Source organism: Cupriavidus sp. 22TCCZM01-5, from assembly GCF_057798915.1.
The window spans coordinates 408,428-421,338 of the sequence record NZ_JBYOJR010000001.1; the positions used below are offsets into that span (position 1 = coordinate 408,428).

13 protein-coding genes are annotated in these 12,911 nt (G+C 67.3%); 3 read left to right on the forward strand and 10 right to left on the reverse strand.

Annotated features, from left to right (window positions below; genetic code table 11):
- Positions 1 to 119: 119 nt before the first annotated feature.
- Together AC3FNH_RS02045 and AC3FNH_RS02050 are read left to right on the forward strand one after the other, a co-directional pair.
- Entirely contained in the window at positions 120 to 3,086 is a 2,967-nt protein-coding gene (locus tag AC3FNH_RS02045; RefSeq protein WP_488718890.1) for a DEAD/DEAH box helicase, read from the forward strand.
- A gap of 172 nt (positions 3,087 to 3,258) precedes the next feature.
- Positions 3,259 to 4,272, forward strand: a complete 1,014-nt coding sequence (locus tag AC3FNH_RS02050; RefSeq protein ID WP_488718891.1) for a Bug family tripartite tricarboxylate transporter substrate binding protein — start codon at positions 3,259 to 3,261, stop codon at positions 4,270 to 4,272.
- A gap of 60 nt (positions 4,273 to 4,332) precedes the next feature.
- On the opposite strand, the gene AC3FNH_RS02055 is transcribed toward AC3FNH_RS02050, so the two are convergent.
- The 8 genes from AC3FNH_RS02055 to fba form a co-directional block, all read right to left on the reverse strand.
- Positions 4,333 to 4,647 (reverse strand): hypothetical protein, encoded by a 315-nt coding sequence (locus AC3FNH_RS02055; protein ID WP_488718892.1) that lies wholly within the window; start codon positions 4,645 to 4,647, stop codon positions 4,333 to 4,335.
- 10 nt (positions 4,648 to 4,657) lie between these two features.
- Complete coding sequence (locus AC3FNH_RS02060) at positions 4,658 to 5,293, reverse strand: type VI secretion system amidase effector protein Tae4 (RefSeq protein WP_488718893.1); 636 nt, start codon at positions 5,291 to 5,293, stop codon at positions 4,658 to 4,660.
- A complete protein-coding gene (locus AC3FNH_RS02065) occupies positions 5,221 to 5,859 on the reverse strand; it encodes a PAAR domain-containing protein (protein WP_488718894.1) in 639 nt (212 codons plus the stop codon). Before AC3FNH_RS02065 ends, AC3FNH_RS02060 begins: the two co-directional genes overlap by 73 nt.
- 214 nt (positions 5,860 to 6,073) lie before the next feature.
- Positions 6,074 to 7,060, reverse strand: coding sequence for an L-threonylcarbamoyladenylate synthase (locus tag AC3FNH_RS02070; protein ID WP_488718895.1), 987 nt, complete (start codon positions 7,058 to 7,060; stop codon positions 6,074 to 6,076).
- A 39-nt stretch (positions 7,061 to 7,099) separates the two neighbouring features.
- Complete coding sequence (locus tag AC3FNH_RS02075) at positions 7,100 to 8,344, reverse strand: 5-(carboxyamino)imidazole ribonucleotide synthase (protein WP_276099539.1); 1,245 nt, start codon at positions 8,342 to 8,344, stop codon at positions 7,100 to 7,102.
- 39 nt (positions 8,345 to 8,383) lie between these two features.
- Positions 8,384 to 8,881: a 5-(carboxyamino)imidazole ribonucleotide mutase gene (gene purE, locus AC3FNH_RS02080; protein WP_488718896.1), complete on the reverse strand. Its 498-nt coding sequence runs from the start codon at positions 8,879 to 8,881 to the stop codon at positions 8,384 to 8,386.
- Positions 8,882 to 8,897: 16 nt separating this feature from the next.
- On the reverse strand, positions 8,898 to 9,806 hold the full coding sequence (locus AC3FNH_RS02085) for a phosphoribosylaminoimidazolesuccinocarboxamide synthase (RefSeq protein ID WP_488718897.1): 909 nt from the start codon (positions 9,804 to 9,806) through the stop codon (positions 8,898 to 8,900).
- A gap of 102 nt (positions 9,807 to 9,908) precedes the next feature.
- The gene (gene fba, locus AC3FNH_RS02090; protein WP_276099542.1) at positions 9,909 to 10,973 is read right to left on the reverse strand and encodes a class II fructose-bisphosphate aldolase; all 1,065 of its coding nucleotides are present in this window, start codon (positions 10,971 to 10,973) and stop codon (positions 9,909 to 9,911) included.
- Between fba and AC3FNH_RS02095 the strand changes: the two genes are divergently transcribed.
- The gene (locus AC3FNH_RS02095) at positions 10,972 to 11,106 is read left to right on the forward strand and encodes a hypothetical protein (RefSeq protein WP_488718898.1); all 135 of its coding nucleotides are present in this window, start codon (positions 10,972 to 10,974) and stop codon (positions 11,104 to 11,106) included. The two genes, fba and AC3FNH_RS02095, sit on opposite strands and share 2 nt — an antisense overlap.
- Positions 11,107 to 11,111: 5 nt before the next feature.
- Here AC3FNH_RS02095 and pyk read toward each other — a convergent pair whose 3' ends face one another.
- A complete protein-coding gene (gene pyk, locus AC3FNH_RS02100; RefSeq protein ID WP_276099544.1) occupies positions 11,112 to 12,548 on the reverse strand; it encodes a pyruvate kinase in 1,437 nt (478 codons plus the stop codon).
- 38 nt (positions 12,549 to 12,586) lie between these two features.
- Positions 12,587 to 12,911, reverse strand: a 325-nt coding sequence (gene pgk, locus AC3FNH_RS02105; RefSeq protein WP_488718899.1) for a phosphoglycerate kinase, incomplete at its 5' end; no start/stop codon positions are given.

Consider the following 12,911-nt stretch of genomic DNA (forward strand, 5'->3'; position numbering starts at 1 on the left):
AAAGGCAATATTGTAAGCTGCGGGGCCATGGGTGCCAACGCGGCAGACCGTGAAAGGCGGTCTAAAATGCCCGCTTTCGCGTCGTTCTCCCCCAAATTCCTGTCCCTGGACCCGTTCCCGTGCCATCTTTCATCCCTCCCGGCCCCGAAGCGGACCCCGACAGCGGCTCGCCGGCCTGGCAGCAGGCGCTGGAAGCGCTGCAGGGGCTGGCAGGAGGGGCCGCGGCCGCCGGCAACGCTCCCGATCGCCGCCTGCTGTGGGCACTGACGCTGGACGCGGACGGCGCCGTCGGCGCGATCGAGCCGCTCGAGCAGATGCGCGGCGCACGCGGGTGGGGCAAGCCACGGCCGGTGCCGCTGGCGCGCGTGGCCGAGGACGGGCAACTGCCGCCATGGGATGCGCGCGTCGCGCAAGCCATCCGGCGCGACCAGTCGCATAACCGGCGCTACGTGCTGGACCGGGCGGCAGCCATCGTGGCACTGATCGGGCATCCGGCGGTCGTGCTGGCCCGCTCGCCGGAACAGGTGCTGGAGGTGACCGAAGGGGCGCCCGCGCTCGAGGCCGTGCACACCAACGGCCGCTATGTGCTGCGGATCTATCCCCCGCTGCGCGAAGCGCCCGCCATGGACGCCTATCTGCCGGTCGCGGCACGGCAGGACGCCGAAGCCTTGCGCCAGTTGACGGTGGTGCGCGACGGGCCGCAGCGGCTGCGCGTGATCCGTTTCACGCCGGCGCAACAAGGCGCGGCGAGGCTGATTGCCGACGGCCTCGCCATCCCGGAAGCCGGCCGCGCGCAACTCGACAGCACGCTGCGCGCGCTGGCCGGGCATTTCCAGGTCGAGGCGGATCCCACCGGCGCCGTGCGCGAACTGGAGCCCGAATCGCGGCTGCGCGCCGAAGTCGCGCCGCATGGCCGCGGCATCGCGCTGCGGCTGGTGGTGACGCCGCTGGGGCCGCTCGGCCCGCGCGTGGCGCCCGGCGCCGGCCGCGAACGGCTGATGGCCAACGTGCGCGGCGAAACGCTCGCGGCGCAGCGCGACCTGGAAGCGGAACTGGCCCACGTGGCCGAGATCTTCGCCGAGCTCCCGTTCCTGGTGCCGCTGGCCCCGCCCGGCGGCGAGCACAGCTGGGTGCTCGACGATCCCGAAGACGCGCTGGCCGTCGTGGAGGCGCTGCCGCGCCTGCCCGCCGTGCTGGCGCTGGAGTGGCCGCGCGGCAAGGAGATGCGCGTGGTGGCCGCGGATCTGCCGCAGCTCAGCGTGACCGTCGAAACCCGCAATGCGTGGTACCGGCTGGTGGGTGAGCTGCGCGTGGCCGAGGGCCTGGTGCTCGAGCTCGGCAAGCTGATCGACTGGACCGGCAGCCACGCCGGCCGCTTCGTGCCGATGGGCCAGGGCGTGTACGTGGCGCTCACGCGCACCTTGCGAGGCCGCTTGCGCGACCTCGCGGGCGTGGCCGACCGCGTGCCAGACGGTATTCGCGTCCCGTTGATGGCCGCGCCGTGGCTCGACGACGTGCTGGCCGGCGCGGGCGTCGATCCCGATGCGCACTTCCGCCGGCGGCTGGCCCGCCTGCGTGCCGCGCGCGAGACCGACATCGCCCTGCCGGCCAACCTGGCGGCGGAACTGCGTCCGTACCAGCATGACGGCTTCCGCTGGGCCATGACGCTGGCCGCAGCCGGCCTCGGAGCCTGCCTGGCCGACGACATGGGCCTGGGCAAGACGCTGCAGGCACTGGCGGTGCTGCTGGCCCGCGCGGACGGCGGCGCGGGCCTGGTGGTCGCGCCGACCTCCGTCTGTGGCAACTGGGCCGCCGAGGCGCGGCGCTTCGCGCCGACGCTGAACGTACACGTCTATGCCGAGGGCGAGCGCGAGACCATGCTCGCGCAAGCGGGGGCGGGCGACCTGGTGATCGTCTCCTACACGCTGCTGCAGCAGGCGCGCCAGGCGTTTTGCGCGCGCGAGTGGCACACCGTCGTCGCCGACGAGGCGCAGGCCATCAAGAATGCCGCATCGCGCCGCGCGCAGGCGCTGTTCGACCTGCCGTCGGGCTTTCGCATGGCGCTGTCCGGCACGCCGGTGGAAAACCGGCTGGCCGAGCTCTGGTCGGTGATGCGCTTCTGCAATCCGGGGCTGCTCGGCTCGCTGGCCCGCTTCAACGAGCATTTCGCCAATCCGATCGAGCGCAGCGGCGCGCGTGAAGTCCGGCAGCGGCTGCGGCGCATGATCGCGCCATTCGTGCTGCGCCGGACCAAGGCGCAGGTCCTTGACGATCTGCCGGCGCGCACCGAGCAGGTCATCCGCGTGGAGCCGGAGCCCGTAGAGGCTGCGCATTACGAAGCGCTGCGCCGGCAGGCCCAATCCGAGGCTGAAGCCGCGCTGGCGCGTGTCGAAGCCGCGCGCAAGGCCACGCGCGGCGCACCGGAAGGCGCGCGCGCCAGGGCCGTTGCACAGGCACAGTTCCAGGCTCAGGCGCGCATCCACGTGCTGGCGCAACTGATGCGGCTGCGCCGTGCCGCCTGCGATGCGCGGCTGGTCACGCCTGAAATCGGACAGGAGGGCGCCAAGCTGCGGACCTTCGTCGAGCTTGCCGGCGAACTCGCGGCCAACGGCCACAAGGTGCTGGTGTTCAGCCAGTTCGTGGACTTCCTGCGCCTGCTCAGGCAGGGGCTGGAGCGCGTGGGCCTGGCGCTGCAGTACCTGGATGGCGCCACGCCGGCCGCGGAGCGTACCCGGCGCGTGGCGGCCTTCCAGGCCGGCGAGGGCGATGTCTTCCTGATCAGCCTGAAGGCCGGCGGCTTCGGCCTGAACCTGACCGCCGCGGACTACGTGATCATCGCCGACCCGTGGTGGAACCCCGCCGCCGAAGACCAGGCCATGGGCCGCGCCCACCGCATCGGCCAGCAGCGGCCCGTCACGGTGTACCGGCTGATCACGGCGGGGACCATCGAAGAGCGCATTGTCGAGTTGCACAAGGACAAGCGCGCGCTGGCGGACGGCCTGCTGGAAGCCGACGAGCAAGCCGCGGCCGGCATCGGCGCGCCACTGCCGGACGTGGATGAACTGGTCGCGCTGCTGCGGCGCTGAACGTTGCTCCGGCACGACCATATGCCGGCCGGGCATACCTTCAAGCGAACTCGGTCGTTTGGTTTTGGCCGGAACATTGCTATCGTGTGACCTTCGGACCCGGGCGACAAGACCCTGGCCCGCGACGGCGTCGTTCTGGTTCCGGCGCCCTGGTCATTCATTTCCTTCGACGGTGCCCCCTATGTCCCGCCTGCCCCTGCGCTTCTCGTTCCGCTCCGCTCTTCAGCTGACTGCCGGCCTGGCCGCAGCGTGCGCCATGGCCGCCCCCGCGCACGCGCAAGGCGAGTGGCCGACGCAGCCGGTGACCATCCTGATGGGTTTCACCGCCGGCTCGGGCGTGGATATGGTGGGCCGCACGCTGCAGGAATCGCTGCAGAAGTCGCTCAAGACCACGATCATCTACGACTACCGTCCGGGCGCCGGCGGCAACGTGGCCTCGGAAGTCGTGGCCCACGCCAGGCCGGATGGCTACACGCTGCTGCTCGGCACGGCCGCCACGCACGGCATCAACCCGGCGCTGTACAAGACCCTGCCGTTCGATGCCGATGCCGATTTCACGCCGATCGCGCCGCTGGTAGAAGTCTCGAACGTGCTGACCATCAACCCGGCCGTGATCGACGTGAAGTCGGTTAAGGAATTCATCGAGAAGGTCAAGGCCAACCCGGGCAAGTACAACTACGCATCCACGGGCAATGGCACCGGCACGCACCTGGCGTTCGCCGAATTCAATGCGCGCGCCGGTCTCGACATGGTCCACGTTCCGTACAAGGGCGGCCCCGATGCGCTGCAGGCCGTGCTCAAGGGCGAGGTCTGCTGCATCTTCAACCAGGTCCAGAGCGTGCTGCCGCAATATCGCGCCGGCAAGGTTCGGCTGCTCGGCGTGACCACGAGCAAGCGCGTGCCGGTGGTGCCGGAAGTGCCGACCATTGCTGAAAGCGCGCTGCCCGGCTTCAACAGCACCATCTGGTTCGGCTTCTTCGGGCCGAAGGGACTGGACCCGAAGATCACGCGCAAGATCAACGACGCGGTGAAGATCGCGCTGGAAACGCCGGCCATCCGCCAGAAGCTGATCGACGCGGGGAATTCGCCGCGTGTGGAAAGCGTGGATCAGTTCCGTACGACGGTGAAGGCGGACCGGCAGAAGTGGGCGGGGGTGGTGAAGACGGTGGGGGCTTCGATCGATTGATCGGGGTTGGAAGGGGCGCGCCCGTGGAGTCGCGGGCGCGAAGGGCGCCGGCTAGTGAAACTAGAAGTAGAGTTGCTTCAGGTGTTTGCTATGGCGCAAGAAGTCCACGGCAAACAATGAGAGCGGGATAAAGGCGATGCATAGTAGCCAGATTGCCCGCTGCCTGATGGAGCGACCCCATGCCATGGTGGCACCCGCCGCAAAGGGTGTCACCAGGTACGCCGTGAGGGCGTGGAACGTGACCCACGGCGGGCAATCTTCGGCGCAGGAGGAAATCCTCCACGTATCCGCGACAAACGCCGGCAACAGGTCAATCACGCACCCCAGGGCAAAGCCAACGAGGAAAAGCAGGGTCTTTGTAATGAATGTCTTCATGGTTTCGTGATCAGCTGATTTCGAAGAACCAGATTGTTCGGGCTCTGCTCAGGTCGTGGTAGAGCTTCGGGACGCTGCTAATGCCCAAACGGAATCTCAGGAAATTGTGAAAGGCTCCAGTGATGCCATTTGCCGTGAGCGTGGCACCGTTCCACAGGTCAATATGACCTCCCGTCGCGGCATCGGGTGAATCCTCATCGCGCTGCCAATACTCACCAAAGAAGATGATTCCGGTCCGGCCGCGCACCTTGTCCTGCCAGTCCGGCCCGGTCACCACATCCGGCTTCTGGGGCAACCCTGCAAACGGCTTCAGGCAAAGCCATTGAGCCATTTCGTCCGCACGCGTCGCAGTCGGTTTCCCGTTCAGAAGAATGCGGCCGAGCGTTGATTTCCCCCGGCCTGGCCTGACGTTCTTCTGGGAGAACGATTTCATATCGATGCCGATACGGTGCAGGGTTGCACTGAGGCGAATGGCGCACTGTTTGGAGTGAGTCCTTTCCGGATCGCTATAAGGCCTGCCAGTGACGTAGTTGTCCCAGAGTTGCTGGAAGCTGACCGGCCAGATCTTCAGGTTTAGGGTCGAGCCTGCAACGGGATTTGTCCGGACCGTGCGGCTGCCGGTTGCGGGAAGCGATTGCGCTGGCATGATGAACCTCGCGCCAGGGCATCGTCGCCCCAGAAGATCTCATAGTTGCCGAGGCTCTCCGTGGCGATGCGGGGCATCAGTCCGGCCGTGTCGAGCCTGCCGCTGAAACGGCGTCCGTCGGTGGTCTCAATGAAAAACGGCAGGCCGGCAAGACTTGCGGCCTGTACGGTTGAAGAAAGCAAGACCGCTTCGTCATAGACTCCGGCCTCCCCCTGAAAATCGCTTTGCACAGGATGCTTTGCAAAGCCCTGCGCAACAAGCTCGTCATGCGTCAGCACGTGGCGCATGCCCGTCATGGAGTGAATCAGCCGCGGCGGGGGATCGCACCGGCAGATGCAGAGGTCGCCGTCGAGCGCATCCTTCCGCCCATGGAACGAGTTGGCGTGCCGTGGTCCGACACAAAGAATATGACCCGTGGTCTTGCACGCGGGACACCAGACGGCATCGCCTTCCAGCGCGAGTGGTACGCCCATCTGGGTCATTCTGGCGTCGTTGGCGCCAACCACGATACCGTTGCTGGTGGTCCTGTCGCCTTGTACGAGGTTGTATCGGATGTGTCGATGCATGGGATGGTCCTTCAATGTCCGAGAAGGGGCGCATCCATGCGTATAGCGGCGACAGGGCGCTATTGGAATCGGCGGATTCCTAAAGTTGTTGAGGAATCGGCTCTATCGCAGGGCAGGCAATCGTGTTCGCGCGGGCCGTCCTGCCCGCAAGAGAAGGGGGCTTCGCGCGATCACAACAAGCCGGCACATCGCCGCTGCGAAGAGCGACGGGAGCTTACCCTCCAAACGCCGCCGCAGCCCGCTGCAGCCGATCCCTGACACCAGCCCATTCATGGCCATCCGGCAGCGGCTCGAACACCAGCCGCGTGTAGCCCTGCTTGTCCAGCTTGCGCAGCAGGCGGTACAGCTCGCGGGCGTAAGTGGTGGCATCGGCGGGCGCCTGCACCCACGTGCAACGGGGATCTTCGACCGGCGCACGCCCAACCCATGCCACGCGTGCATCGGCGGCCAGGCCGGGCAGTTGCGCCGCCAATCCGGCCGCATCAGCCAGCACCAGCGGCGTATGCGGGGCATAGTGCGCCTTGAGCGTGCCAGACGCGCGCGGGGCGGCGGCATCAGGCGGCAGCGGCGCTTCGCCGAGCACCTGAGCCATCATCGCCGGCGTGATCGCGCCCGGACGCAGCAGCACCGGGCCAATGCCCTGGTCCAGCCGCGACAGGTCGACGATGGTCGATTCGATCCCCACTTCCACGCCATCGCCTTCGAGCACATAGACCGCATCGCCGAACTCGTCGCGCACATGCTGCGCCGTGGTCGGGCTGACCTGGCCGAACTTGTTGGCCGAGGGTGCGGCAATTCCGCCGCGGCCGCGCTTGAAGCGCGACAGCAGCGCCTGCGCAACCGGATGCGACGGGCAGCGCAGGCCAATGCTGTCCTGCCCGCCGGCCACTGCCGCATCGACATGCGCGGCACGCTTGAGGATCAGCGTGAGCGGGCCGGGCCAGAACGCTTCGATCAGCTTGTTCGCGGCTTCCGGCACCTCGTCGACCCAATAGCCGATGTCGGCGCCGTCCACCACGTGCACGATGACCGGGTGGTTAGACGGACGGCCCTTGAGCGCGAAGATGCGCGCCACTGCTTCCGGGTTCTCGGCGTCGGCGCCGAGCCCGTAGACGGTTTCAGTGGGAAAGGCGACCAGCTGTCCGGCCTCCAGCAGGCGGACCGCTTCGTCCAGTTCGGCGGCCGTGGGCATGCGCGACATCGTGTTCCTTGAGGCTGGCGTGGCAGTGTTGCGGAGTGTTCAGAGCGGGATGTGCAGCGCTTGCTCGGCCACCCGGAATGCCTGTTCCGCGGCCTCGGCGTTTTCGCCAATGCAGTTCACGTGGCCCATCTTGCGCGACGGGCGCGCATCGCTCTTGCCGTACAGGTGCAGCTTGGCTCCGGGCTGGACCAGGACTTCATCCCAAGCCGGCGTGCGCTCCAGGCCGAACTCGAACCACACGTCGCCAAGCAGGTTCAGCATCTTGCCGGCCGAATGCTGGCGCGTGCTGCCCAGCGGCAGGCGGGCCATGGCGCGCACCTGCTGCTCGAACTGGCTGGTCTCGCACGCGTCCATGGTGATGTGGCCGGAGTTGTGCGGGCGCGGCGCCATTTCGTTGGCGATCAGCGAGCCATCGGTGAGCACGAAGAATTCGATGCAGAGCACGCCCACATAGCCCATCTCGGTGGCGATGATCGCGGCGGCGGCGCGGGCGCGGTCGGCGATCGCGGCCGAGACGCTGGTGGACGGCATCGTCGTCGAGAACAGGATGCCGTCGCGGTGCACGTTCTCGGCCAGCGGCCAGGTCGCGGTGCTGCCATCGGCGGCGCGTGCGGCCAGCACCGAGACCTCGTAGGCCAGCGGCAGCATCTGCTCGAGCACGCACGGCACGTGCTGCATGGCCTTCCACGCGGCGCGCACGTCTTCGCGCGTCTTCACGCGGGCCTGGCCCTTGCCGTCATAGCCCATGCGCGCCGTCTTGAGGATGCCCGGCAGCACCGTGTCGGGCAACTGGTCCACGTCCGCATCGTGCTGGATCACCCAGTGCGGAGCGGTCGGCACGCCGGTGCGCTCGGCGCACGAGGCAAAGAACTTCTTCTCGCCGATGCGGTTCTGCGCGATCGACACGCAGTAGCCGCGCGGCGCGACAAAGGAGCCGAGCTGTTCCAGCCGGTCCAGCGACAGCGACGGCACGTTCTCGAACTCCGTGCTGACGGCCTGGCACAGCTTTGCCATCTCGGCCAGCGCGGCCTCGTCGGTGTAAGGCGCGCAGATATGCTTGTCGGCCACGGAGCCGGCAGGGCTGTCCTGGTCCGGGTCGAGCACGCAGACGCGATAGCCCATGGCCTGCGCCGCATGCGTGAACATGCGGCCAAGCTGACCGCCGCCAAGCATGCCGAGCCAGGCGCCGGGCAGGATGGGCGCGCTGGGGTTGTCGACGCCGAACTCGGCGCGCGACTCCGGCGTGTGGGCTTCGGAGAGGTGGGGATGGATATCGGTCGGCATTGCTCGGTTCCGTGGTTTCCGGGGGTTACGGCTCGGTGATTACAGCGGCAGCGTCATGGCGCGGGCAGCCTCGGTCTGCTTCGCGCGGAAGGCTTCCAGGGCATTGGCCAGGGCCTCGTCGGTGGTGGCCAGCGTGGCGATGGCGTGCAGAGCCGCATTGGCGGCACCGGCTTCGCCGATCGCAAACGTCGCCACCGGCACGCCCTTGGGCATCTGCACGATCGACAGCAGCGAATCCTCGCCGCGCAGGTACCTGGACGGCACCGGCACGCCGAACACCGGCACGATGGTCTTGGCGGCGATCATGCCCGGCAGGTGCGCGGCACCGCCGGCGCCAGCGATGATCGCGCGGATGCCGCGGCCGCGCGCGGTCTCGGCATAGCGGAACATGTCGTCAGCCATGCGGTGCGCCGAGACCACCCGGGCCTCGAACGGCACGCCGAAATCCTTCAGCATGGCCACGGCGTGCTGCATCACGTCCCAGTCGGAACTGCTGCCCATTACGACGCCGACGACCGGCTTGTCTTGCTTGCTCACGTCCTGTCCTCCGGGCTTACTGCAGTTCCTCGCCGGTCAGGCGCGTCAGCGCCTCACGATACTTGGCGGCGGTCTTCGCGATCACGTCGTCCGGCAGCTTCGGCGCCGGCGCTGTCTTGGGCCACGGCTTGCCGTCGATGCGCACGGCTTCCAGCCAGTCGCGCACGAACTGCTTGTCGAACGACGGCGGGTTGGTGCCGACCTGGTATGAATCGGCCGGCCAGAAGCGCGACGAATCGGCGGTCAGGACTTCGTCCATCAGCGTGAGGGTGCCGTTCTCGTCCAGGCCGAACTCGAACTTGGTGTCGGCGATGATGATGCCGCGCGTGGCTGCGTAATCGGCCGCTTCCTTGTACAGGCGGATCGAGATATCGCGCATCTGGCGGGCCAGCGCCACGCCGATGCGTTCCTCGACCTCGCCGAACGAGATGTTCTCGTCGTGCTCGCCCATCTCGGCCTTGGCGGCCGGGGTGAAGATCGGCTCGGGCAGCTTCTGCGCGTTCTGCAGGCCGGCCGGCAGCTCGATGCCGCACACCTTGCCCGTCGCCTGGTAGTCCTTCCAGCCGCTGCCGGCCAGGTAGCCGCGCACCACGGCTTCCACCAGGATCGGCTTCAGGCGCTTGACCACCACGGCGCGGCCCTGCACCTGCGCGACTTCCTCGGGCTTCACCACGGTTTCCGCGGCGACATCGGTCTCGTGGTTCGGCACGATATGCGCGAGCTTGCGGAACCAGAAGTTCGCCATCTGGTTCAGCACGCGGCCCTTGTCGGGAATCGGCTCGCCCATGATGACGTCGAAGGCCGACAGGCGGTCGGTGGTGACGATCAGCAGCTTGTCTTCGCCGACGGCGTAGTTGTCGCGCACCTTGCCGTGGCCGAGCAGCGGCAGCGATTGGATGGAGGACTGGTAGAGAGCGTTAGGCATGGTGGTTCCGATAAAACGGCGAAGCCGCCGGGCACGGAATGCTGCCGCGGCGGCCGGAACGTCAAACCGCCGTCCGCGTGTGCGGATGGCGGTCAGGGGACATTACTGCACAACCTGGGCAAGCTTGCCCGACTTGTACTGGCTGGCGATATCCGCCAGCGATACCGACTTGATCTTGCTGGCCTGGCCTTCGCAGCCGAAGGCGATGTAGCGGGCCTTGCACACTTGCTTGGCGGCCTCGCGGGCCGGCTTCAGGTATTCGCGCGGGTCGAACTTGCTCGGGTTCTCGACAAAGAAGCGGCGGATCGCGCCGGTCATGGCCAGGCGGATGTCGGTGTCGATGTTGATCTTGCGCACGCCGTACTTGATGGCTTCCTGGATTTCCTCGACCGGCACGCCGTAGGTTTCCTTCATGTCGCCGCCGAACTTGCGGATCTCTTCGAGCAGTTCCTGCGGCACCGACGACGAGCCGTGCATCACCAAGTGGGTGTTGGGGATGCGCGCGTGGATTTCCTTGATGCGGTTGATCGCCAGGATGTCGCCGGTCGGCTTGCGCGTGAACTTGTAGGCGCCGTGCGAGGTGCCGATGGCGATGGCCAGTGCGTCGAGCTGGGTGGCCTTGACGAAGTCGGCGGCCTGCTCGGGGTCGGTCAGCAGCATGGAGTGGTCCAGCTTGCCTTCGGCGCCGATGCCGTCCTCTTCACCGGCTTCGCCGGTTTCCAGCGAGCCCAGGCAGCCCAGTTCGCCTTCGACGGTCACGCCGATCGCGTGCGACAGCTGCACGACCTTGCGGGTCACGTCGACGTTGTACTCGTAGTCGGCCGGGGTCTTGCCGTCTTCGCGCAGCGAGCCGTCCATCATCACCGACGAGAAGCCCAGGTCGATCGCGGCCTGGCAGATCGCCGGCGACTGGCCGTGGTCCTGGTGCATCACCACCGGGATGTGCGGGTAGGCTTCGACCGCGGCTTCGATCAGGTGGCGCAGGAAGTGCTCGCCGGCATATTTGCGGGCGCCTGCCGAGGCCTGCATGATCACCGGGGCGTTGACCTCGTCGGCCGCCTGCATGATGGCCTGGACCTGCTCGAGGTTGTTCACGTTGAATGCCGGCAGACCATAGCCGTTTTCGGCAGCGTGGTCGAGCAGCTGGCGCATCGATACGAGTGGCATGTCAAAACTCCTGAAGGTAAATGGTGTGTCTCTGAATCTTGTTCTGCTGGCGCTTTCCGTCGCGCTGGCCATACTGGCCGGGCAGGCCATTCTGCACCGCTTGCCGCCGTGCTTCTGCCTGCCGTCGCACTAACTGCTTCAACTTCCCACCCTGACGATCTTGAGGGTGTTGGTGCCGCCGGGCTGGCCCATGGGCTCGCCGATGGTCAGCACGATGAAATCGCCGCGCTGCACCACGCCCTGCGCGAGCAGCAGCTCTTCGGCCTGCTCCAGCGCGGTGTCGCGGTCGGTGCTGGCCTGCAGCGGCAGCGGCACGACGTTGCGGTACAGCTGCATCTTGCGCTCGGACGCCACGTTCGGCGTCATCGCGTAGATCGGCACATGGATGCGGTGACGGCTCATCCACAGCGCGGTCGCGCCCGAATCGGTCAGCGCGGCAATCGCCTTCACTTGCAGATGATAGGCGGTGAACAGCGCACCCATCGCCACCGACTGGTCGATGCGCGAGAAGGTCTGATTGAGGAAGTCCGTGTCGAGCTGCACCACCTCTGACTTCTCGGCTTCGATGCAGACCGCGGCCATGGCCTCGACGGTCTCCACCGGGTAGCGGCCCGCGGCGGTCTCGGCCGACAGCATCACGGCGTCGGTGCCGTCGAGCACGGCGTTGGCCACGTCGGAGACCTCGGCGCGCGTTGGCACCGGGTTCACGATCATGCTTTCCATCATCTGCGTGGCGGTGATGGTCAGCTTGTTGGCCTCGCGCGCGAGCCGGATCATGCGCTTTTGCAGCGCAGGCACGGCGGCGTTGCCGACTTCCACGGCCAGGTCGCCGCGCGCCACCATGATGCCGTCCGAGGCCTGCAGGATTTCCTCGAGCACGCCCGGGTTGATGGCTTCGGCGCGTTCGATCTTGGCGATCATGCGCGCCTTGTGGCCGTGCGGCTGGCCGGCCACGGCCGCCAGCTGGCGTGCCATCTCCATGTCGGTGGCGTTCTTCGGGAAGCTCACCGCGACATAGTCCGCGCCCAGCGACATGGCGGTCTTGATATCGTCCATGTCCTTGGCCGTCAGCGCCGGCGCCGACAGGCCGCCGCCCTGGCGGTTGATGCCCTTGTTGTTGGACAGCTCGCCGCCGATGCGCACTGTGGTGAAGATCTCGTTGCCGAGCACGCGGTCCACCACCAGCACGATCAGGCCGTCATTGAGCAGCAGCAGGTCGCCCGGACCGACGTCGCGCGGCAGGTCCTTGTAATCCAGTCCGACGCGCGCCTCGTTGCCCAGCTGGCAGGCCGAATCCAGGATGAACGAATCGCCCGGCTTGAGCGTGACCTTGCCGCTCTCGAACTTGCCCACGCGGATCTTGGGGCCCTGCAGGTCGGCCATGATGGCCACCTCGCGCCCGCAGGCCCGGGCCGCCTCGCGCACGAGCGCCGCGCGGTCGATATGGTCCTGCGCGGTGCCGTGCGAGAAGTTCAGCCGCACCACATCCACCCCGGCCGCGATCATGCGCGTAAGCACTTCCAGCGAACTGGAGGCGGGGCCGATGGTGGCGACGATCTTGGTCGAGCGGGTCATGGCGGGAGATCCTTGTGCGGACGTGGACGAGTCTGGCCTCAGCCGGCCGCGCGCTGCTCCAGCACTTCAAACGCGGGCAGCTTCTTGCCTTCCAGGAACTCCAGGAACGCGCCGCCGCCGGTCGAGATGTAGCCGACACGGTCGGCGATGCCGTACTTGGCGATGGCGGCCAGCGTGTCGCCGCCACCGGCGATCGAGAAGGCCTTCGAGTCGGCGATGGCCTCGGCCAGCACCTTGGTGCCGTTGCCGAACTGGTCGAATTCGAATACGCCCACCGGGCCGTTCCACACGATGGTGCCCGCGGCCTTGAGCTGTTCGGCCAGCTGCGCGGCCGTCTTCGGACCGATGTCGAGGATCATGTCG

Excerpts from the sequence above, each read along its gene's own strand:
- AC3FNH_RS02075 (WP_276099539.1), bottom strand. The coding sequence starts at position 8,344 with ATGCCGACCGATATCCATCCCCACCTCTCCGAAGCCCACACGCCGGAG.
- fba (WP_276099542.1), bottom strand. The coding sequence starts at position 10,973 with ATGCCACTCGTATCGATGCGCCAGCTGCTCGACCACGCTGCCGAAAAC.
- AC3FNH_RS02085 (WP_488718897.1), bottom strand. The coding sequence starts at position 9,806 with ATGCCTAACGCTCTCTACCAGTCCTCCATCCAATCGCTGCCGCTGCTC.
- AC3FNH_RS02095 (WP_488718898.1), top strand. The coding sequence starts at position 10,972 with ATGTCAAAACTCCTGAAGGTAAATGGTGTGTCTCTGAATCTTGTTCTG.
- AC3FNH_RS02070 (WP_488718895.1), bottom strand. The coding sequence starts at position 7,060 with ATGTCGCGCATGCCCACGGCCGCCGAACTGGACGAAGCGGTCCGCCTG.
- AC3FNH_RS02060 (WP_488718893.1), bottom strand. The coding sequence starts at position 5,293 with ATGCCAGCGCAATCGCTTCCCGCAACCGGCAGCCGCACGGTCCGGACA.
- pyk (WP_276099544.1), bottom strand. The coding sequence starts at position 12,548 with ATGACCCGCTCGACCAAGATCGTCGCCACCATCGGCCCCGCCTCCAGT.
- AC3FNH_RS02055 (WP_488718892.1), bottom strand. The coding sequence starts at position 4,647 with ATGAAGACATTCATTACAAAGACCCTGCTTTTCCTCGTTGGCTTTGCC.
- AC3FNH_RS02065 (WP_488718894.1), bottom strand. The coding sequence starts at position 5,859 with ATGCATCGACACATCCGATACAACCTCGTACAAGGCGACAGGACCACC.